We start from the raw sequence: 21,913 nt of genomic DNA on the forward strand, positions 1-21,913 counted from the left end.
GATCTAATCTGTATAATAATTGAATTGCACGATCGAACTGAGTTAGGTATCATCACGAAAAAGAGAAAATAATGTTAGACTTCGGTTAACCTCCGCCGAAAACTTGAATATTGGTGAAGGCACAGACGGGGGAAGCATGACCAACTCTGATAGACTGGTTAGGTTCACCTTTACCACAATAGGGAGTACCATAACATTCTCTGGTGGCTTCGTCTCCCACAAAGGCTAAATTATGCCAAAAATGTTGGGTTACGCCTCGATAATTGGGGTTGCGTAAGGTTTTTGTTAGTTTGCCATTCTCGATTAATCGAGCATATTCACAACCAAATTGAAATTTGTTGCGGTAGTCGTCGATCGACCACGATCGATTAGACTGCATATAGACACCATGCTCGATCGAACTTATAATCTCATTAAAGCTACTATGTCCCGATTCTAAGTTTAAGTTAGCCATGCGATCGATGGAAGGGCGATTCCATGAACTCGATCGAAAATTAGCAACTCCTAGTACATTTGCTCTAATTTGACTTTCTAAACTCCCTAATCCTCTCAATAAAATCCCGTCTTTGATGAGGTATTCTTTTTCGGCTTTCAATCCAGCATCATCAAAACCATAACTAGCTAATTCCCCTTGCACAGTGGGATCAAAGGTGATATTCATTAAAGATGAGCCATAGGCTAAAGTGCCGAAGTCTGACAATTTCACAAAACTACTTCCTGCATAATTGCGCTCATCCCCCAAAATTCGATCGATTTCTAAAGGATGCCCGATGCTTTCATGGATTTGTAGCATCATCTGATCAGGTGCTAAAACTAAAGTAGTGGTCATATCAGGGCATTCCTGAGCATATAATAATTCTACGGCTTCCTGTCCAATTTGTTTAGCTCGATCGAACGTCAAATCAGGGTTTAAGATTTCCATACCCCCTTGATAACATCTCGCCATCATGCCGTTATCTGTGCGTTTTTGCACAATATTCCCGAATTGAGCTGTAGCTTCGTAATCGGTGGAAACGAGGGAAAATTCTTGTTGAATATTTGCACCATTACTACTGACAAAATGATGTTGAATCTCGCTAATTTGGGCGACAGCAGTAGCTTTGACTATTTTTTCTGAGACTTTTAAACTATGGCAAGTTTGAATTAATAAATCATTCAATTCCTTACTACTAAAGATGTTATCACTTTTTGAGTTCGATCGCGCAGCGCCACTGAAAAGTGATCGAGCAGTGCTACGAAGTGATCGATAGCTACCCTGAGCAGGAGGGCGAATATCCCTATTAAAAGCAAAAATACCCCAATCAGAAGCACTTTTTGCCTGTTTTTGAGCGATTTCTGTGGCTAATTGAATACTCTCTTGATCTAATCTATTCGTAGCACAATATCCTAATTGCCCATTCACCATGACTTCTACCATCACCCCATTAGTATATTTTCTTCCATTACTTTGAGGTTTTCCATCTCGAAACATATTAGTAGTAGTGGATTCCGTCACTTGTCTTAATCCTATCCAATCAGCAGAAACATTGAGATTATTTAAGGTTTTTTCTAAATTAAACTTCATAGGTTTTCAAAATCGGGTACTTAAACAGAGGAGAAAAAAGATAGTTTACGCTATCATAACAATAATTATGATTTATGATTAAGGAGTTATATCGATGACTTTTTGTGAAATTGTTGAATCGGTGACAAAACTATCAACAGAAGAAAAAGAGGAAATTAAATCATTGGTTGAACATTATTTAATAGAAGAAAAAAGAGAGGAAATTTACACAAATTATTTACTTAGTCAAAAAAGAGAAAAAGAAGGTAAATTAAAGTTTTATTTCGATATAAATTAATTAATAAATTCTTTAGAATAATAATGATAAAAGTAAGTTTTTCAGAAGAAAATAAGGCAATTTTTATTGATATTGGCAATCACAATCAAGTTTATTAAAATAATATGAATCAAACTATTATCACCAAAATTAACCTAGAGAATTTAGTCAAATCGGCTAAACAAGAGACTGAACTAATGTTAGAAAATGGAATCGATATTAACGATAACTCGATTATAACTCCTTTAGAATCAATCGCTAATCAATATCCAGAAATAGCTCAATTATGTAATCAGTTGTTAATAGAATTGATTAGAGAACACATGATAAACTATCAAAATGAACCTGAAATTATCAACGAATTTTAACTTATGAACAATTCTAATTCTGTTTTTAAAATATTCAGCTTTTTGATCCTTTTTTTCGGGTTAATTCTGGTTTTATCCCCTTTATTTATTGTTATTTATACATCTTTTTTTGATAATTCTTTACAGCATAATTTTACTTTAAAATATTATCAAAGTGCATGGCAACAAGGTAATTTTTTATTGGCTTTTTCTAATTCTGCTTTGGTTTCGATCGCCGTCACAATTTTACAAATAATTACCTCGACTTTAGCAGGATATGCCCTAGCAAGATTAGATTTTAAGGGAAAAAATTTAGTTTTATTATTAATAATAACTACTTTAGTTATTCCCTTTCAAATATTAGTAATTCCGATTTTTTTAGTTTTAAAATGGGGACATTTAATTAATACTTATTGGGCGTTAATTTTACCAACGGGGGCGAGTGGATTTGGTATCTTTTTAATGCGTCAATATTTTATGAGTATTCCTGTTGAATTAGAACAAGCAGGGGAGTTAGATGGGGCAAATCGTTTACAAGTAGTTTGGTATATCCTCTTTCCCTTAGCTAAACCTGCGGTAATTACTCTGTCTTTGTTTACTTTTATCGGCGAGTGGAATGATTTATTTAAACCCCTTGTATTTACTAATAATCCACAGTTAACGACAGTACAACTATCTTTAGCTTCATTTCAAGAACAGTTTACCAGTAATTGGTCTTTACTCATGGCGGCGGTGGTGATTGCCACTATTCCTGTGATTCTTCTATTCATTATCGGACAAAAACAGTTCATTCAAGGAGTTAGTACTACGGGAATTAAAAATTAGTGAAGATTTAGCTCGATCGAGTTAAAATAAACAATATCGATCAAATTCAGTAATTTATCAAACTATGTTACCTAAAATAAAAGTTCTTAGACCTGAAGGTATTTTTGACAACACAAAATCAACTCAGTTTCGTCAACAAATTAGTGAGTTAATTAGTCAGGGTGTCAATGTTGTTCTTATTGATTTAAAAAAAGTAACTTTTATGGATAGTTCTGGTTTAGGTGCATTAGTCTTAATTTTGAAAATGATTCGCAATGCTAGTGGCAGACTTTTCTTGATGTCTTTAAATGATCAAGTAAAAATGTTGTTTGATTTAACTAATATGGGCAATTTATTTGAGGTGATTGAAGATAAATCTGAATTGGAAGAAAGATTAAAAAATCCCTAAAAAAACCCTAGAGGGTTGACTAAATATTCAACCCTGACAAACCCCTAAAAAATCTTTTCTAAAGTGTCAAACAATTTGAGAGCTATTAGCATTAATAAAATTAGTTAAGGTTTGTTGAATGGCAGTTTGTAACTTTTCACAATAAATTTCTTTACTTTGTTGATAGTTTTCTGGTTTTTCCACAAAAATAACGCTATCAACTCCTTTCATGGTGAACATTTGGAATAATATTTGACTAACAGGAACTTCTTGTGCCACTAAGTTAGCATCGTTATCTTTACTGTCAGGAAATTCGGCGGCATCTTCTACGGTAGGAAAAGCATAGATAACTTTTTTCTCTATGTCAGGATTTTTATCTGAACCGAGAATAGTTAAAATTAAATTATCTTCCAAATTTTGTCTTAAATAATAAGAACTATAATCTAGTTGATGAGCATAGGCACTAATTACGGGAATAACACCTTGTTCCATAATAATGGCAGGTACTCCATATTCAGGAGCTTCATTGATCAAATTTATTAATTGTTGGTCTAAATCCATAATTTTTAGAGCTTTTCTTATTTATTCCTATTTTATACCTTATGTTGAACCTCGATAAATTCTTTGCTCTTGTTCTGGAGAAAGGCGGTTCGATCGAGCAGCGCCACTTCGTGATCGAGGTAAATTAGGATTAATAGTTTGTGGTATAGGCTCAGATGGTTGAACTTTGTCATCATTCTCATCAGGAATGCCGTAAAACATAGATTTAGCCACAGAACAACTAGGGTGTAAATTATAAATATATTCAGAATTATCCGTTCTACTTTCCAAGTTAACAAAATCATGAACTTTGGGATCGTAGGTTAAAACTTCTCCTGTTTCAATGCCATAAATCCAACCATGGAGAGATAATCTTCCTTGATGCAAACGACTGCGCACAATAGGATAAGTATTTAAGTTCTCTAATTGAGTTAAAACATTTTCCGCTACGGTAATTTGTAATAATTCTTCCCCTTCCAGATGACTATAGTTATCGATAATTAAGCGACGGGTTGCCTCGGCTTGTTTTAGCCACTCATAGACTAAGGGCATTTTATCCGCTAATTTCGACATTTTTAATAAACCTTTCATCGCCCCACAATGGGAATGTCCACATACGATCACTTGTTCTATATCTAAAGCTGTAATGGCATATTCGATCGAAGCTCCTTCACCGCCATTAGTTGCCCCAAAGGGGGGGATAATATTTCCTGCGTTACGGATAACAAATAATTCCCCGACATTGGCTTGGGTGATCAAATTAGGATCAATACGAGAATCTGAACAGGTAATAAATAAGATACGGGGGTGTTGCCCGTGAGAGAGTTGTTCAAATAAATCTCGATGACTCTCAAAATAACCCGCCTGAAACCGATGCAACCCCTCAATAATTTTTTTCATAACTAGAGATACAGACTTTGTAGATCAGCAAAATTATACTAGAATCTCGCATCTGTATCAATAGTGAATGGTGAATAGTAATTTTTAATTCTCCATTCTCAATTTTCAATTCTCCATTAATTAAGTACTTGCATGGAAATAGTAGCAACGCCACTACTTTTTACACCGATCGCACGGGCAGCACCGGCGGATAAGTCGATAATACGTCCTCTCACATGGGGTCCTCGATCGTTGATGCGAACTACTACAGAACGACCATTTCTTACATTAGTAACTTTAACTCTTGTACCAAAGGGAAGACTACGGTGAGCCGCAGTTAAAGCGTGTTGGTTAAATCGTTCACCACTAGCGGTTCTGCGTCCATGAAAACCCGGTCCATACCAAGAAGCGATACCACGAGCCGCTTTACGGAGACTTTTCACTCCAGCCCCTGCTAAATTGTCCATTCTGCTATCAGCTTGAACAATTTGTTTACCTTGAACTTGGGTTAAAGGTTCGGCATTGCCCATGAGGCGACGAAGGCGATTAGTTGCTTGTAAAGCGTCATGGGTTTTGTTTCTAGTAGCATCGGGTAAGATGACATTATTATTGATACGGATTAATTCTTCTTGTTGGAACTTGAGAGAGTAGTCTTTCGTCTCAGAATTCCATGACACATTAATAGTATTTGCGTCAATGTTTTGGGTTGATAATTGATCAAGACGTTGTGCTAATTTTGTGGCTTGTTCGATCGCACTGTGTTCTGGACTATCTAAAAATGTTAGTAAGGGAAGGTTTTGAAAATGTAGGGTGACGGCGCTTTTATTTTTGTGTTGATGGGGATAGAGTTTGACGGTGAGAAATTGTTGTGTGTTACCAGTAAAACTTTTGGCAACGACGTTATTTACTGATGATAATGCTGTTTGAGCTTGAGTTTGGTGAGAATCAGCTTTGACATTAGGGGCGAAGAAAAATCCAGTAGTTCCTAATCCTAAAATAGTTGTTAAAGCCGAAATGACAGCCTTTTTCCAAGTGTTGTTACGCATAATTTTTCTAGTAATTGAATACAAAAAACCTTTAATGTTAGGTGTTTCGGTGTCTTTACTCCTCGTAAAATTTAATAAAATAAGTATTTTTGCTTGTTTGCTTAAACTAAATTAACATAGGATTTTTCATCGTGGGATTATTATTTCTTATTGAAAATTAAGTGTATTATTTAATCTCCTTATTTTTGTGGTTATTTTTAAAATTTAAAGTTATAATTATAAGTTTATGATTTTGTAAAGTGACTATTTATGTTTTGAAAAACTAATGAATAAATAGAATATTTGTATTAATAAATTGTAAAATCAGAAAAATTAAAGGGGGTTAAAATCCCCAAAAAATAAATCTTTGACAAAAAAGAAATTGCGACAAAATAAGGAAGGTTAGATCGAGCTATTTTTGACTATATACTAGGGTTATCAGGGGAGAGATTGATGAAAAAACCTATTAATGACTAAAAATCTATTCCCCTCAAAACAAGGGTAAGCTAGGGATTTTAGGAGATGAAAAAAGCAGATAAAGATGATATGATTTGTAACGAAGCTATCAATTTTACAGGAAAAAATCCTATAAGAAAATTTGATCAGTTCATCAAAGACAATTCGATCGATAGTAAAAAATTATCAAAGAGACTTATCAAAATATGGATTATAAACAGGCAGGAGTTGACGTTGAAGCAGGTAGAGAGTTTGTCAAAAAAATCACCGATAATGTGGCAAGTACTTATAGAAAAGGGGTTTTAGGTGGATTAGGTGGCTTTGGTGGTTGTTTTGAAATTCCTGAAGGTTATCAACAGCCTGTATTAATTTCAGGTACGGATGGAGTCGGCACTAAGTTAAAGATTGCCCATGAATTAAATCGTCACGATACTGTAGGGGTTGATTTAGTGGCAATGTGTGTAAATGATATTTTAACCAGTGGCGCCGAGCCTTTATTTTTTCTGGATTATTTAGCGACAGGCAAATTAGACAGCAATCAATTAGCAGAAGTTATCAATGGTATCGTTTCAGGATGTAAAGAAAGCGGTTGTGCATTGTTAGGGGGTGAAACCGCAGAAATGCCGGGGTTTTATCAGGTAGGAGAGTATGATTTAGCAGGTTTTTGTGTGGGCATTGTGGAAAAAAGTAAAATTCTCGATGGTAGTAAAGTTAAGATCGGAGATGTGGCGATCGCACTTTCTAGTAGTGGTATTCATAGTAATGGCTTTTCTCTGGTGCGCAAAATTATTGAAAGTAATGGTTTTAGTTGGCACGATAAACCCAAAGAATTGGGGGGAGAAACTTTAGGGGAGATTTGTTTAACTCCCACTCGTCTTTATGTCAAACCCGTGTTATCGGCGTTGCAATCGGGTTTAGAAATTAAGGCAATGGCACACATCACGGGGGGAGGCATTCCCGAAAATTTACCCCGTTGTTTACCTCAAAACCGCTCGATCGAGTTAAAATTAGATAGTTGGACTATTCCGCCGATTTTCCAATGGTTAGCGAAAACGGGTAATGTTGATCAAGAGGCGATGTTGAATACTTTTAATATGGGAGTCGGTTTTGTGGTAATTGTGTCAGAAGATGACGTTACCACAGTCAAAGATCATTTTCATAACTATAATATAGAAACAAGTTCCATCGGTCGAGTGATAGAAGGAGAAAATTCGATCGTTTTTAGGCAATAAATGTTGGGCAATACCCAGCCTACTATAATTTTATCACCGTAGAACAGGCAAGATACCTGTATTTTTAAGTTATCAAAAATTCTCTAAGAGGAATTGAAATCATGAAAAAATTTAATATTTTATTCATCACATTAGGGGCTTATTTTAGTTTTGTAATAGCTAATAATATTTATGCCAAAGCTAATATTAAAAATAGCGAAATTATTATAGATAAACCATCAGAAAATATTGCACAAATTAGAAATAATGTTACTGATAATCAACCAAAAATTCAAGTAGCAATTTTACTAGATTCTAGTAATAGTATGGATGGTTTAATTGAACAAACTCGTACTCAAATTTGGTCAGTAATTAATGCAGTTTCTAAAGTCACAAAAAATGGTAAAACTCCAGTTTTTGAAGTGTCTCTTTATCACTATGGCAATAACAGTTTACCATCAGCCGAAGGCTTTAATAGAATGTTAAATGACCTTTCTACAGATTTAGATCAAGTATCAGAAAATTTATTTAGTATTCAAACTAATGGAGGGCAAGAATACGCAGGATGGGTAATTAATTCGGCAGTTAATGAATTAAAATGGAGTGATAATTCTCAAGATTTTCGAGTTATTTTTATTGCAGGAAATGAACCTTTTGATCAAGGTACTGTGGATTGGAAAAAAGCCGTTAATTTAGCTAGTCAAAAAGGCATAATTGTTAATACTATTTACTGTGGAGAAGCGGAAAATATAGAAAGCAATCTTTGGGCAATGGGAGCAAATCAAGGGCAAGGTAATTTTTTTAATTTGAATCAAGATGAAAAAGTGGTAGTAATTCCTACTCCTTATGATGCTGAAATTGCTCGATTAAATCAAGAACTTAATGATACTTATATCCCCTATGGTAGTCAAGGAATTGTGAGTTTAGAACGGCAACAAGCACAAGATATGAATGCTTTTTCTAGCCCTAATCCTTCTGCTGGATTAAGGAGAAGTGAAGCTAAAGCAACAAGTAATTATCGTAATTCTAGTTGGGATTTAGTGGATGGCGTTACAGAAAATAATGTGGACTTAAACACGGTGGACAAAACTACTTTACCTGAAAATTTACGTTCTTTAAGCGCTCCTGAAATACGAAAATTTGTAGATCAAATGACGCTCAAAAGAGAGGAAATTAAGGCAAAAATTGCTGAACTTGCGCAAAAAAGATTAGATTATCTTGCTAAAAATACTCCTAAAGGTGATACGACAGTAACTCTCGATCGATTGATGATTGATAGTTTATATAAGCAGTTAGAAGCAAAAGGCTTTCAAATTCAACGGTAAACTTAATCACCAAGCAATCTCAAAGCTAAGTGAGTAGGCAAAATTAATTGTATGTTTACTTTATGAAAGGCAAAAGGCAAAAGGCAAGAGACAACAAAGATGTAAGTTATTTTAATTAATTTTAAAATTCACAATCTATTTTGCATGAGTACTTAATAGCGTGAACTACTCGACACTACATAAGTTCGATGCAAGAATGTTTGATAAGAGCAGATTTCAGGTTGTAGGTTGCAGGTGTAATTTTCAGAAGATTATATAATTCGATCAAAGAATTGAAGATAAAAAAATCAATTAGGATATATTTTTTGTTAATTCTTTAACCCTTTCCGATACCCTTTCCGCAACCTTTACAGCACCAATAATTTTATAGTTCACTCAGGTGAGATCGATCGAACATCATAAAAATATTATTATATTAATTATCACTACAAAAACAAAATATATTTTTATTATTTATGGTGTTTAAGAATACATCGATCGAACTAAAAAATAATAATTTTGCTATGTTTAAAATAGATAAATTCTTGGTTATTTAAGATTTTATTAAGACAAGGTTAAAGAAAGATTAACTGGGAGCAAAAGAGACTCATTGAGAGAAGGTTAATCTTTGATTGATTACCGTAACTATTATTTTAAATATGTATAAATATTATGAATATCACCATGACAAAAAATACTGTACTTGATGTTGATAAACAAGTAGTTGCAATACCTCATAAGGTTTTACAAGGTTTATTAGTAAAAAAAATATCAGGTAAATTAATTGTACAAGATCCTCTCGATCGAGATATACAATGGATAATATATTTAGGGAAAGGAAAAATTCATTTCGCCACCAGTATATCGAGAAAAAGAGAAAGACTTAACTATCTTTTATCTCAAAATTTTAAACAATATAACCTTTATATTCCTCAAGAATTAGAAGACGATTATCAATTTATTTATAAACAGTGGCAAGATAAACATTTAGACTCCCATGAAGTAAGAGAAATTTTATTTTATCTGACTCAAGAGGCACTAATTTGTTGTTTAGCTTTACCAAGAGCGAGGGTAAAATATGAGAAAATAGTAGGATTAAATCCTCTTATTCTCAACAAAAGCGCTAAATCCCTAGTAGAGTCGGAAAAAAGTCAGATTCGGGGATGGGCGCAAATTAGGGGAAACATTAGTTCTCCTTTTGTGCGTTTTCATAACATCGATTGGCATTCCCTTTCCTCTTATTTTGCCGATGATTTGCCTCAATGGCAACGGTTAGAAAAATTAAAACCCTATTTAGATGATCACTGTAGCTTATACGAAATCGGAGCTTATTCAGGAGAAACCGTTTTAGATTTAGGGATGCTTTTTCAACCTTTAGTAAACTTAAATCTGATAAACGTTAAGCCTCCTGAAGATAACAACACCGACACGATTGAAAAACCCTTGATTGCCTGTATCGATGATAGCCAAGCCATACAACGCATCGTCAAAATGACTTTAATCGCTGGAGGTTTTGAAGTTGTAGGTATTACTGAACCTGCCAAAGCAATGAGTATGTTTGTTCGTCAAAAACCAGATTTGATTCTCATGGATATTAATATGCCCGACATTGACGGTTATAAATTGGCTTATATGATGCGTCAGTCAGAGCTACTCAAAGATATTCCTATTCTTATGTTAACAGGTAGAGACGGGGTGCTCGATCGAGTCAAAGCGAAAATGATTGGCGCCGTTGGTTATATTTGTAAACCCTTCAATCCCCAAGAATTAATCCAAAGCATCAACGACAACATTCAAAAAGAGGCATAAAATAACCATGAAAAAAATATTAGTAGTAGATGATTCAAAATCTCAACAAAAGCTAGTTAATGGCTTATTACAAACAATGGGAGTAGAAGTTACCTTAAGGGATAACGGCGAATCCGCCTTACAGTGGCTAGAAGAAAATGGGCAACCAGACTTAATCTTAATGGATATTGTCATGCCAGATATGAGTGGTTTAGATGTGTGTCGTCATATTCGCAAAGCAATGAATTATAAAATTGTGCCGATAATTTTTGTCTCCACTAAAGATGAAGATTTTGACAAATTTTGGGCATTAAGACAAGGAGGAAATGCTTATTTAACTAAACCTTATTCTCCTACGGATTTAATCAATACTGTCAAAAGTTATTTATAGGCAAATTGCTGTATTTATTGATGAGGATAGGCAAAAGGCAAAAGTTTGACTATTCCCTATTCCCTATTATCTACCTTCATTATTATCTTTATATTCCTTTACTGAGTTAAGATTATGGATTACTTTATTGTTGAGTTAATTGACAGAAAAAAAGTCGCAATTCCTTTAAATCAAGTGCAGGAGGTGATGAATATTAACTATAGCGATATTTGCCCGATTCCGGGAGTTAATTATAGTTTATTAGGAGTAACTAATCATCGAGGTAATTTTCTTTGGATATTAGAATTATCTAATCTCTTATTTCATCAATCTTTACCAAATTTGTCTCTAAATACCCTCACTATTTTGCTGACAAAAATTAGGCATAATAATTTAGGCTTAGTCGTACAAAAACTAGGAGAAATTAAGGCTTTTTCTGATTTTGATAAATCTCTCACTGATAAAACGATTAATTCTAATTATTATCAAGATATTATTCCTGATAGTCAAAATATCCCTATTCTTAATTTAACTAATATCCAAAATAGTCTTAATAGTTAATTTTCCTTTAGCTTAATCTTGAAGAAAAAATCACGCAAAGGCGCAAAGACGCAAAGAAACAAGGACGCAAAAGTAATTAAGGAGTATTAAATAAGGTTAACTATATCAGGAATATTTTGACATAATAGTTTGATATTCGGATGGTTATATTCTTCATAAAATTGCTCATAAACTCTGTTAATTAAATTTTTAATTAACTCTCCTTTTACATAATTTTGATGATAGGAAGGATAAATCATTAATACCATTTCAGGAGGTATTTCATTCCATAAATTAGGTAATAAAAATCTTACTTTATCTAAAATTTGTCCACCCAATCGTTGATAAAAGTTGATTCGTCTTTGTTTAATTTCTCGATTGTCTCCAACCTCTGGATTTTCTACTTCTAATAACAAAAATTCATCTTTTTCTTTTAACTCTTTTCCTAAATATTTTAAAAAGTCTTCTCCTATGCCTTTACCTCTCAAGTTTTCTGCTACTGCTATATATCCTAATAAGCTAAAGTTTATTTCTTTTAAAGGGCATAAAATTGCCATAAAACTTACTTTCGATTCTTCATAACTTACCAATAATTTAAACTCTTGATTAGTGATTTTTTCTGCTAATTTTACTTCTGGTAAACGCTCATTTTCAGGAAAGCTCGATCGATATATTACCATAGCTCGATCGAAATCCTCACTATTTATATCTTCTACTAAACTATATTCTCTCATATAAAAAAGGATTGATAAAGATGATTTTATTTTGCCATAATTTGCCTCCTTAATATAATAAACCATATCTTAAACTATAGTTGTGACTCGCTAGGTACTTCACAATCGAACTCAGAAATACTGCTGTGACTCGCTAGGTACTTCACGATCGAACTCAGAAATACTGCTGTGACTCGCTAGGTACTTCACAATCGAAATTAGAAATACTGCTGTGACTCGCTAGGTACTGCACGATCGAACTCAGAAATACTGTTGTGACTCGCTAGGTACTTCACGATCGAACTCAGAAATACTGCTGTGACTCGCTGGGTACTTCACGATCGAACTCAGAAATACTGTTGTGACTCGCTAGGTACTTCACAATCGAACTCAGAAATACTGTTGCTATTGTTATCAATCTCCCCCTCTTCCCCCTCTTTCCTCTCTCCCCTCCCTCCTTCTGTCTGTTTTAATATCCTAATTTATACACCTAAAACCATGACTACAATGAATCAATTACAGCAAAAAATCCTTAACTCTAATTTCTCCGATGAGATTAAATTTTTGCAAAATAATGTCACTGCTAACCCTCAAGATTTGACAGCAAAATTGAGTTTAGCTACGGCATTAGAACAAGAAAAATTCTACCATGAAGCCATCGAAGTTTATCAATCTATTATTGCTCAAGATACCGATAAAGTTTTTACCGATACTGCGAATAAAGCCATTGAAGAAATTACTAAAAAATATTTACTATCGGAAGAAGTAGAGGAGAAAGAGTTAAGCCAAAATGAGGTAAAACTTAACCTTATTCAAACTATTAATTTATGGCAACAATTTAAAGATTTACCTATTGCTTATAAACAGTTTATTGCTTTGTTAATTGCTAGTCTAGTTTCTACGGTTGGGGTGGTTATTGCCGGGCGAGTTATTACTAATAATTTAGGTAAAACTCAATTAGAAAAAAGAGCAATTTCTGAGTTAAATATTACCTCGATCGACTATAATGCTAACCTAGAAAATATTACATCAGGATTTAGGGGCAAAGCCGATAATATTGGCATAGTTGAAACGGCAAATAGTTATAAAAATGAGGGGAAAATTGAGCCTGATTTGAAAAATATAGTTAGGGGAATTTTAAAAAATGAAATTGATGCAAGGGGTATTGAATACGCTACCTTAGTCGGCTTAAATGGACGCATAATTGTTAATGCTAATCAAGACAGATTTGGACAAAGTTTTATTCTCGAAAACTTAGTTAGTAGAGTCATTAAGTCAAGGGAAGTATTAGAAACTAATGTGATTATTCCTCAAAAAGAAATCATTGCTGAAAATCCTAGTTTTGCCGAAAAAGTTGAGGGAGAAAATGTCTTAATGAATTTGAGTTTAACTCCTGTTAATGATTTTCAATCACAACAAATGATAGGGGTATTAATGGCAGGAGAATTAGTTAATGATAATAGTCTTTTATTCCAAGATATTCTCTCGGCTATGGGAGGCGGTTATACGGCTATTTATATGTTTAAAGATAAAACTTTTCATCTGGTTACTTCTATTTTTCAACCAGTCAATAGTGAAGAATTTATCACTAATATTCCCTTACCTGATACCACTATCTTAGAAGAAATAAAAAAAGGTAATAATGACATCATCACAGGAAGAATGTTGATAGAAAATCAATGGCATACTATAGCGATTAAACCTTTGCCAGATTTTGAAGGAGAAAATATTGCTTTTTTGGTGCGAGGCACTCCTGAAATTACCTTACAACAAATTTTTAATCGCAGTCTTACTTATCAAATTATTGTCGGTTTTTTCAGTCTTATTGTCGCTTTAATTTTAGCTAGTTATTTCAGTAAAATTCTTACTCAACCTATCGAAAAATTGCAAATATCCGCCGAAAAAATTGGTAAGGGCGATCGAAATGTACGAGCTAAAGTTACATCTCAAGATGAAGTGGGAAAATTAGCTCAAACTTTCAATGAAATGGCAATACAAATTGATACCTATACTAAGGAAATGGAAGAAATTGCCCAAGAAAGGGAGAAAGAAGCCCAAATTCAACGACAACAACGGGAAAATCTCCAAGAAAATGTAATTAATCTGTTATTAGATATTGAAAAAGCCAGTAAGGGGAATTTAAGTATTCAAGCGGAAGTGGTATCTGGGGAGGTAGGTTCGATCGCCGATGCGTTTAATGCTACCATGAGAAGTTTAGAAGGATTAGTCAAACAAGTGGTTATCTCCACCAACCAACTCAACCAAACCGCCGTCAGTAACCGTGAATCCGTTAATCACCTTGCCCAAAATTCCTACAAGCAAGACAACTCTATTCAGATTATCACAGCTTCTGTCCAAGACATCACCAGTTCGATCGAACAAATCAGCGAATCCGCGCAAAATGCTGCCGTCATTGCCAGTAAATCTCGTTTTACCGCCCAAGAAGGAGAAGGAATTATCAACGAAACTGTTAACAACATTTATCAAATTCGCCATACCGTAGCCGATACCGCCAAAAAAGCGAAAAGATTAGCCGATTCTTCCCAAGAAATCTCCAAAATCGTCCATATTATCTCAGGAATCTCCGAAAAAACCAACCTTTTAGCCTTTAACGCCTCCATCGAAGCCGCGCGCGCAGGAGAAAACGGGCAAGGCTTCCGAGTCGTAGCTGACGAGGTACGAAGACTAGCAGAACAAGTTACATTTTCTACCCAAGAAATTGAGCAATTAGTCGAGGCAATTCAAGAAGAAACAGGAGATATGATGACAATGATGGAGCAAAGCACTACTCAAGTAGTTGCAGGAACTAAATTAGTGCAAAATACCAAAGAAACCCTGCAAAAATTATCAGGAATTAGTAACGAAATAGACACACTTTTACAGTCAATTTCAGAAAGTACTATCAATCAAAAATTAATCTCTCAGAAAGTGAATAAAAAAATGGAAGAAGTTGCCGTTGTCACCAAAGAAATTGCCGAAGAATCTAACACTGTTTCTCAGTCATTGCAGGAATTAGTAACCGTTGCCATGGAGATGCAGAAATCCGCCTCCCGTTTCCAAGTCAGCCAATAAGGAATTAAGAATTAAGAATTAAGAATTAAGAATTAAGAATTAAGAATAATGTAGGGATTTAATATATTAAACCCACCCTCCACCAAAAAATCACCAATAGGAATTAACTCCTTCCCCTCTTCCCCTCCTCCCCCTCTCCCCCTCCTCCCCCTCTTCCCCCCTCTTCCCCTCCTCCCCCCTCTCCCCCCTCCTCCCCCCTCTTCCCCCCTCTTCCCCCTCCTCCCCCTCTTTCTTTCACTATTCACTATCAACTATTCATTATGTTAGATGCCGTCAGTTTAGCCGCTATTGCTGAAGAAGCCAGAATCTGTTTTTTAGAAGAAGATGCCCCCGAATATTTAGAAACTTTAACTAAGGGTATTGATGACTTAAAGCAGTCTTTTCAAGTAAGTAAAAAATCTGATAAAATAACTTTTTTATATAAAGAATTAGGTAGGGCTGCCCACTCTATTAAAGGAGGGGCTGGAATGGCAGAAATGCCCGTAGTTAGTAAGTTAGCCCATAAAGTAGAGGATATTTTTGAGGCTTTACAGCAGGATAGAATTAGCGATTTTGAGACAACTTTTCAGTTATTAACTTTAGCTATTGATGATTTAGAAAATTTAGTTAATCTGGAAAAGACTGGCTCAATTTCTGATGATAATAGTGATGAGTTAATGGGAATTTTAGATGAGTTTTTAGCTAACTTAAATCCTCACGATGAAATCATTGATATTGGTTTTGCTGATGATAGTTTTATCACTATGGCTTTAACTCAAGATTTATCTGCTTGTATTGATAGGGTGAAAGAAACTCTTGATAATCCCTCTTTAGCTACTGATGATAATATTACTAATAGTCTCAATATTTTACTCGAAGAATGTCAGTTATTAGGTCAGGCTTTAAACTGTGATTGGTTAGTGCAACTTACGACAGTTATTCGTAATTTACAGCAAAATAATCAAGACTCGATCGAACATTTTACCAGAAGCTCGATCGAAGAAATCGAAAGTCATCAAAAACAATTTTTAGAAGGGAATAAAACACCAGTTTTTTCTAGTTATTTTAAAAAAGAAATCCCCGAAGAAAATCGGGATAAGAAGAAAATAGAAGCTAAGAAAATAAATACCTCTAAGGTAGAGACACAAGAAATAAAACCATCTTCTACTAATAGTCGTAATATAAGAATTTCCCTTGACAAAATTACCAACTTAAGCAATATAGTTGGACAACTTTTAACTAATTATGAGAGTTTAAAACTATATGAAAATCAATTAACCCAAGCTGGAATAAACCTCAAGAAAAAAACAAAATCTTTAGCACCAGTCAAAGAAAAAATTGAATCAATGTATGATCAATTAACCATTACTCAAACTAACCTCTTAAATATTAACTCACAAGAGAGTAAAAAAAACTCAAAAGAATTTGATTCTCTCGAATTTGATGAATATAATCAAGTTCATATTGCTTTACAAAATCTCACAGAATTAATTATTCAAGTGCAGGAAGTAAGGGAAGATTTTAACTTAGTTAATCGAGAATTTCAGGAAACCTTAATCGAGATGCAAAAGTCTTTAAATATTTTAGATCAAGAATTAAGAAAAGTGCGTCTTGTGCCGTTTATTAGTTTAGCGGGAAGTTTTATTAAACCCTTAGAAAAACTTAGTCAAAGTTATCAAAAATCAGTACAATTAATTATTGAAGGAAAAGATATATTAATAGATCAAAATATTATTGAGATTTTGAGGACACCTTTTAATCATCTTATCAGAAATGCTTTTGATCATGGTATAGAATCTACTAAAACAAGAGAAAAACAAGGTAAAACATTACCAGCAACGATTAAATTAACTGCTAAAATCGAAGGAAATAGTGTGATTTTAACCATCGAAGATGATGGGGGAGGTATCGATATAAATAAGATATATAAAAAAGCCTCCTCTTTAGGTTTATTCCCTAGTAATATCTCTTTAAATGACTTAACCCAAGAAGAAATTTTAAAGATAATTTTTTCGCCCGGATTTTCGACAAATTCTCAAGTAACTGACTTATCAGGGAGAGGAATGGGCATGGATATTGTCAAAGCAGAAATTGAAAAGTTAAGGGGTACAATTCAAGTTAATACTAATTTTGGTAAGGGTACAAAATTTAAACTAAAAATTCCTTTAGGATTAAATGTTATCTCTCTTTTATTAGTAAAATTCTCTCAACAAATTATTGCTATCCCCTCAGAAAATGTCTTAAAAATTATATCTTTATCTAATCAAAATATTGACAATGATAAAATGCTATGGGAGGGGAAAAAAATTCCTGTTTATAACTTATGTCAAATCTTGCCTTATAATGTTAATGTTTCTATGGATATATCCCAAGGTTATATCGGTTTATTATTAAACATAGCAGGGGAAAAAATTATCATGAGAGTAGATGCCATTGTAGAAGAAAAACCCCTCGTTGCTAAAAGTTTTGATGATACTGTTGTTATTCCTCCCTATATTGGTGGAGGCACGGTGTTAGGGAATGGTAATTTTGTACCAATTCTTATTCCTGATTATCTTACTCCCCTCCTGACAACTAAACAAAATCAGAAAATAAATATAAATACCCCCAAAGAAAAAATCTCTGTCATGGTAATCGATGATTCTGTTACTGTTAGACGCAGTTTAAACCGTGTTTTAAGTCAGGTTGGTTATAATGTCACCCAGTGTCGTGATGGGAAAGAGGCATGGAATACTCTACAAACTACCAGCCTTTCATTTAATATTGCTATCTGTGATTTGGAGATGCCGGGAGTGGACGGTTACAAGTTCTTACAAATGATAAGGGCATCGCAAAATTGGCAACACCTTCCGATTATCATTCTTACCTCACGGGATAATGATTTACACCGTCAAAAAGCCTTCAATTTGGGTGCGAATGGTTATATGACTAAGCCTTTTAATCCTCTTAATATTATAGATTCGATCGAACAATTAATTCGATGATAGGGAATGGAGAATGGAAAATTGAGAATGGAGAATTAAAAACTCATAAATTTTAACTCCTAATCTCCTCATCTCCTACCTTCACCAAAATACTTTTTCAGTAACGCCTAATTACATTGAGGGAGGACGAATATACTCTTTTACTCCGACAGAGTCTAAATAAAGTTTAATCGCTTCTTTAGTGTCGCCATAATAAGCTATTCTACCTCCATCTAGCCAAATAGTTCGATCGCACAAATCCTGTACATATTCCAAGCTGTGAGAAACAAACAAAATAGTACTGCTGTTCTCCCATAAATTTTCAATACGGCGACGAGATTTCACCGTAAAACGGGCATCCCCTACGGATAAAACCTCATCAAGAATCAAAATATCAGGCTCAACATCTGTCGCTACAGAAAAACCTAACCGCGCTTTCATCCCCGAAGATAGTGCTTTAACAGGTATTTCTCCATAATCTTCTAACTCTGCAAATTCGAGAATTTCTTGGGTACGAGTCTTCATTTCTTCCTTGGAATAACCCAATAAAACCCCATACAAAATAATATTATCTTTTACCGACATTTCCATGTTAAAACCCGCCCCCAACTCAATTAATGGTGCAATATTTCCCCTTACTCTCACCATGCCATTAGTTGGTTCTAAAATACCACAAATAACCTTTAATAAAGTCGATTTTCCAGCACCATTTGAGCCGATAATTCCGATTTTTTCCCCTTGATAAACTACAAAATTAAGTTCTTTTAAAATCTGTTTTTTTGCTGGTTTAGTATATTTACCTTGTAAAAAAGAAATAACCGTTCTTTTCAAATCATAGGAAAATTCTTCTTGAGTTCTACGCCATAAAGATACATTATCTAATCTAATAACCTCTTGATTCATTGTCATTTTTATAATAATAAATATAAGTAAAATATAATCAACAAAATAATAATAATTTTAGAGTAAATCCATAAAAGATGATTCTACTTTTTTAAAAAATAACCATCCTATGGTTAAAATAATTATGCCACTTAAAAAGCCTCTCATCAAATGACTTAATTCGGGTAAAGTACCATTTAAACTGATTTCTCTTAAACTCTCAATAATAGGCACTAAGGGATTAAGATAGAGAATCGGTTGCACTCTAGCCGGGATAATTTCCGCAGGATAAAATACGGGGCTAGTAATCCAGACAACAAAAGTTGCTATCTCATAAAAGTAGCCTAAATCTCGGAAAAATACGAATAATGCACTTACGAAAAAACCAACTCCTGTACACACTAAAACTAAGGCAATAAAAGGGAATAATAATAGTAAAATATTTAAAGGATTATGGGTTTTTACTAAAGTTACGATCGCTAATAACGGAAATGAACCGACCATAAATTGAAAAATATTTGCCGCAATCATCGAAAGAGGAAAAACAGGAACAGGTAACTTAATTTTGTTTAGTAAATCACCATTTACAACTACACTACTTAGGGCTTGAGTGGTGGAAGAATTATAAAAATTAATTATTAATAAACCAGTAAAAGCAGCTAACATATAATTGACGATCGAACCACCGAAATATGTAGCAAATGTTGTACCAAAAATAGCAGTATATAAACCAGTCATAATTAAAGGATTTAATAAAGACCAATATACCCCTAAAAAAGAGCCTCGATAACGAGCATTTAAACTTTGAGGAACTAAAACAGAAAGAAGTTCCCAATAACGTTTAATGTCATCTCCAAAAGGTAATTTATCAACAATATTTAGATTTTTTTTTCTGGTTAATACCATAAATATTTAACAATAATAATTGACTATTTGTTCGTGAACTGAGATCATTCTATCTTAGAGTTACTTCGCTTTTTTGTCACCTCTGATTTTTTGAGGAGATGAGAGATAAGCTGACTGCCTGACACATTTACATATACTCTCCAACAACAAAAACATAAGTAGGGTTTGCCTCATAGTATTTTGCTGAGGGTAGGGAAAAGGGAAGAGGGAAAAGGAAAAAGGGAATAACTAACAAAAATCAAGGTTTTAAGGTTTTGCACAGACATATTATTATAAAAGTATTTTATTATAAATAATATAAAAAATGCTCATTTTTTGAATAAAAATCCTTAAAACTGCGCACTTTTCCTTAATGTATTATATCTAAACCATTGATTTTAATAGGTTTCTGAGTTATTCAGCAAACCCTAAGTAACTTATTATCTTGTTAATTACTTCCTCTATCGTGAGGTTATCGGTGATAAGCTCGATCGAATCTTCTGCTTTTTTTAAAGGTGCAATATCACGAGTACTATCAAGATAATCTCTTTGTTCAATATCCGCAATTAATTGTTGTAAATTAATGTTATTTTCTCCTTGATTTTCTAAGTCAATTAACCGCCTTTTTGCCCTTGCTAAAGGAGAAGCGGTTAAGAAAATTTTAAATTCCGCTTCGGGAAAAACATTCGTGCCAATATCTCTCCCCTCCGCTACAATTCCTCCTTGTTTACCGTATTCTTGTTGCAATCTTACCATTTTTTCCCTAACGGCTTTTTGAGCTGCAACCTTGGATACGTTAGCTGTAACGGCAGAAGTGCGAATTTCTTTGGTTACGTCTTGGTTATTCACTTTCACTGTTACGGGAATATTTAAGTCATCACTGGGTAATAATTCGATCGAGGCGGTGTTGACTAATTGTTCAACTAATTTCTCATCATCGATATTGAGATTATTTTTCATGACTAGCCAAGTAATTGCTCGATACATTGCCCCCGTGTCAAGGTAAATAAACCCTAATTCCTGCGCTACACGACGGCTAACGGTGGATTTTCCTGCTCCTGCTGGTCCATCTATGGCTATAATTGGTTTTTTCACGGTTAAAATTAGATTATCGATTAAGCGAGTTTGACCACAAAATACTGCGATCGACATTAAAGCAGACTCTGTGATCTTTGTCAAAGGTTGTAAAGTTTTTCGATGGACTATTTCGGCATATTGTAAAGTTAAAAGGGGATGATTTTTAAATTGATGTTCGATAATTTTGATTAAATTTTTAGTGTTTTTTTCACCATCTAAAAAAGCCTGTTTTGCTAAAGTTAAACTCTTAAATAATAAAGTCGCTTCTTGCTTTTCTTCTAAAGTTAAATACTGATTACGAGAACTTAAAGCCAAGCCTGATGCTTCTCGAATAATAGCACAAGAGCGAATTTTAACGGGAATATTCAGATCATTAACCATTTTTCTAATAATTGCTACCTGTTGTGCATCTTTTTGCCCAAAATAGGCGATATTAGGCTTAACTAAGTTAAATAATTTTGTTACAATGGTTGCTACTCCTTGAAAATGTCCTTCTCGATATTTTCCACACATTACCGACATCATGGAAGCAGGAGGCACAACTAAGGTAGTTTCTTGATTAACAATTTCTTGGGGAGAGGGAGTAAATAAAAGATTAACTCCTAATTTTTCGCAAATTGTCTTGTCTTCGGCTAATTGTCGGGGATATTTATCTAAATCTTCATTTTTGCTAAATTGTAGGGGATTAACAAAAATACTCACTATCACATAATCATTTTCTCTCATCGCCTGTTTAATTAAACTTTTATGCCCTAGATGTAATGCTCCCATAGTGGGAACAAAACCAACCTTAAGATTAGCTAAAATTTTTGCTCTTTCTTTCTCTAATTCTGTGATACTGGTTACAATTAACATTTATCTAAAAGATTA

19 protein-coding genes are annotated in these 21,913 nt (G+C 33.9%); 11 read left to right on the plus strand and 8 right to left on the minus strand.

What is annotated here, in order from left to right; genetic code table 11:
- Positions 1-85: 85 nt before the first annotated feature.
- On the minus strand, positions 86-1,564 hold the full coding sequence (locus SYN6308_RS13715; RefSeq protein WP_017295024.1) for a TldD/PmbA family protein: 1,479 nt from the start codon (positions 1,562-1,564) through the stop codon (positions 86-88).
- Between the two features lie 94 nt (positions 1,565-1,658).
- Here SYN6308_RS13715 and SYN6308_RS13720 point away from each other — a divergent pair, with 94 nt between their 5' ends.
- The 4 genes from SYN6308_RS13720 to SYN6308_RS13735 all read left to right on the plus strand — a co-directional run bounded on the left by SYN6308_RS13720 (position 1,659) and on the right by SYN6308_RS13735 (position 3,380).
- Positions 1,659-1,841 carry a hypothetical protein gene (locus tag SYN6308_RS13720; protein WP_017295025.1) on the plus strand — a complete coding sequence of 61 codons (183 nt, stop codon included), beginning with the start codon at positions 1,659-1,661 and terminating at the stop codon, positions 1,839-1,841.
- Positions 1,842-1,945: 104 nt separating this feature from the next.
- Positions 1,946-2,188 (plus strand): hypothetical protein, encoded by a 243-nt coding sequence (locus SYN6308_RS13725; RefSeq protein ID WP_017295026.1) that lies wholly within the window; start codon positions 1,946-1,948, stop codon positions 2,186-2,188.
- Positions 2,189-2,191: 3 nt separating this feature from the next.
- On the plus strand, positions 2,192-2,992 hold the full coding sequence (locus tag SYN6308_RS13730) for a carbohydrate ABC transporter permease (protein WP_017295027.1): 801 nt from the start codon (positions 2,192-2,194) through the stop codon (positions 2,990-2,992).
- Between the two features lie 64 nt (positions 2,993-3,056).
- Entirely contained in the window at positions 3,057-3,380 is a 324-nt protein-coding gene (locus SYN6308_RS13735) for an STAS domain-containing protein (RefSeq protein ID WP_017295028.1), read from the plus strand.
- A gap of 66 nt (positions 3,381-3,446) precedes the next feature.
- Here the strand turns inward: SYN6308_RS13735 and SYN6308_RS13740 are convergent, their stop codons facing one another.
- From SYN6308_RS13740 to SYN6308_RS13750, 3 genes are all read right to left on the minus strand, one after another.
- The gene (locus SYN6308_RS13740) at positions 3,447-3,920 is read right to left on the minus strand and encodes a hypothetical protein (protein ID WP_017295029.1); all 474 of its coding nucleotides are present in this window, start codon (positions 3,918-3,920) and stop codon (positions 3,447-3,449) included.
- A 39-nt stretch (positions 3,921-3,959) separates the two neighbouring features.
- Positions 3,960-4,799 carry a carbonic anhydrase gene (locus SYN6308_RS13745; RefSeq protein WP_017295030.1) on the minus strand — a complete coding sequence of 280 codons (840 nt, stop codon included), beginning with the start codon at positions 4,797-4,799 and terminating at the stop codon, positions 3,960-3,962.
- A gap of 116 nt (positions 4,800-4,915) precedes the next feature.
- Entirely contained in the window at positions 4,916-5,824 is a 909-nt protein-coding gene (locus SYN6308_RS13750; protein ID WP_017295031.1) for a septal ring lytic transglycosylase RlpA family protein, read from the minus strand.
- Positions 5,825-6,465: 641 nt separating this feature from the next.
- Here SYN6308_RS13750 and purM point away from each other — a divergent pair.
- The 5 genes from purM to SYN6308_RS22490 all read left to right on the plus strand — a co-directional run bounded on the left by purM (position 6,466) and on the right by SYN6308_RS22490 (position 11,493).
- Positions 6,466-7,491, plus strand: coding sequence for a phosphoribosylformylglycinamidine cyclo-ligase (gene purM, locus SYN6308_RS13755; protein ID WP_017295032.1), 1,026 nt, complete (start codon positions 6,466-6,468; stop codon positions 7,489-7,491).
- A 101-nt stretch (positions 7,492-7,592) separates the two neighbouring features.
- On the plus strand, positions 7,593-8,795 hold the full coding sequence (locus SYN6308_RS13760; RefSeq protein WP_017295033.1) for a VWA domain-containing protein: 1,203 nt from the start codon (positions 7,593-7,595) through the stop codon (positions 8,793-8,795).
- Between the two features lie 663 nt (positions 8,796-9,458).
- Complete coding sequence (locus SYN6308_RS13765; protein WP_237741217.1) at positions 9,459-10,583, plus strand: response regulator; 1,125 nt, start codon at positions 9,459-9,461, stop codon at positions 10,581-10,583.
- A 7-nt stretch (positions 10,584-10,590) separates the two neighbouring features.
- Positions 10,591-10,953, plus strand: a complete 363-nt coding sequence (locus SYN6308_RS13770) for a response regulator (RefSeq protein WP_017295035.1) — start codon at positions 10,591-10,593, stop codon at positions 10,951-10,953.
- A 114-nt stretch (positions 10,954-11,067) separates the two neighbouring features.
- A complete protein-coding gene (locus SYN6308_RS22490; RefSeq protein WP_017295036.1) occupies positions 11,068-11,493 on the plus strand; it encodes a chemotaxis protein CheW in 426 nt (141 codons plus the stop codon).
- Between the two features lie 86 nt (positions 11,494-11,579).
- On the opposite strand, the gene SYN6308_RS23455 is transcribed toward SYN6308_RS22490, so the two are convergent.
- Positions 11,580-12,272: a GNAT family N-acetyltransferase gene (locus tag SYN6308_RS23455; RefSeq protein ID WP_144051441.1), complete on the minus strand. Its 693-nt coding sequence runs from the start codon at positions 12,270-12,272 to the stop codon at positions 11,580-11,582.
- A 411-nt stretch (positions 12,273-12,683) separates the two neighbouring features.
- Here SYN6308_RS23455 and SYN6308_RS13785 point away from each other — a divergent pair, with 411 nt between their 5' ends.
- On the plus strand, positions 12,684-15,257 hold the full coding sequence (locus tag SYN6308_RS13785; protein ID WP_237741218.1) for a methyl-accepting chemotaxis protein: 2,574 nt from the start codon (positions 12,684-12,686) through the stop codon (positions 15,255-15,257).
- Between the two features lie 260 nt (positions 15,258-15,517).
- The gene (locus SYN6308_RS13795) at positions 15,518-18,220 is read left to right on the plus strand and encodes a response regulator (protein ID WP_017295040.1); all 2,703 of its coding nucleotides are present in this window, start codon (positions 15,518-15,520) and stop codon (positions 18,218-18,220) included.
- A 111-nt stretch (positions 18,221-18,331) separates the two neighbouring features.
- On the opposite strand, the gene SYN6308_RS13800 is transcribed toward SYN6308_RS13795, so the two are convergent.
- From SYN6308_RS13800 to SYN6308_RS13810, 3 genes are all read right to left on the minus strand, one after another.
- A complete protein-coding gene (locus SYN6308_RS13800; RefSeq protein ID WP_017295041.1) occupies positions 18,332-19,102 on the minus strand; it encodes an ABC transporter ATP-binding protein in 771 nt (256 codons plus the stop codon).
- Positions 19,103-19,159: 57 nt separating this feature from the next.
- The gene (locus tag SYN6308_RS13805) at positions 19,160-19,987 is read right to left on the minus strand and encodes an ABC transporter permease (RefSeq protein WP_017295042.1); all 828 of its coding nucleotides are present in this window, start codon (positions 19,985-19,987) and stop codon (positions 19,160-19,162) included.
- 393 nt (positions 19,988-20,380) lie between these two features.
- The gene (locus tag SYN6308_RS13810; RefSeq protein ID WP_017295043.1) at positions 20,381-21,898 is read right to left on the minus strand and encodes a bifunctional pantoate--beta-alanine ligase/(d)CMP kinase; all 1,518 of its coding nucleotides are present in this window, start codon (positions 21,896-21,898) and stop codon (positions 20,381-20,383) included.
- Positions 21,899-21,913 lie beyond the last annotated feature (15 nt).

Source organism: Geminocystis herdmanii PCC 6308, from assembly GCF_000332235.1.
In the GTDB taxonomy this organism is placed as follows: Bacteria; Cyanobacteriota; Cyanobacteriia; order Cyanobacteriales; family Cyanobacteriaceae; genus Geminocystis; species Geminocystis herdmanii.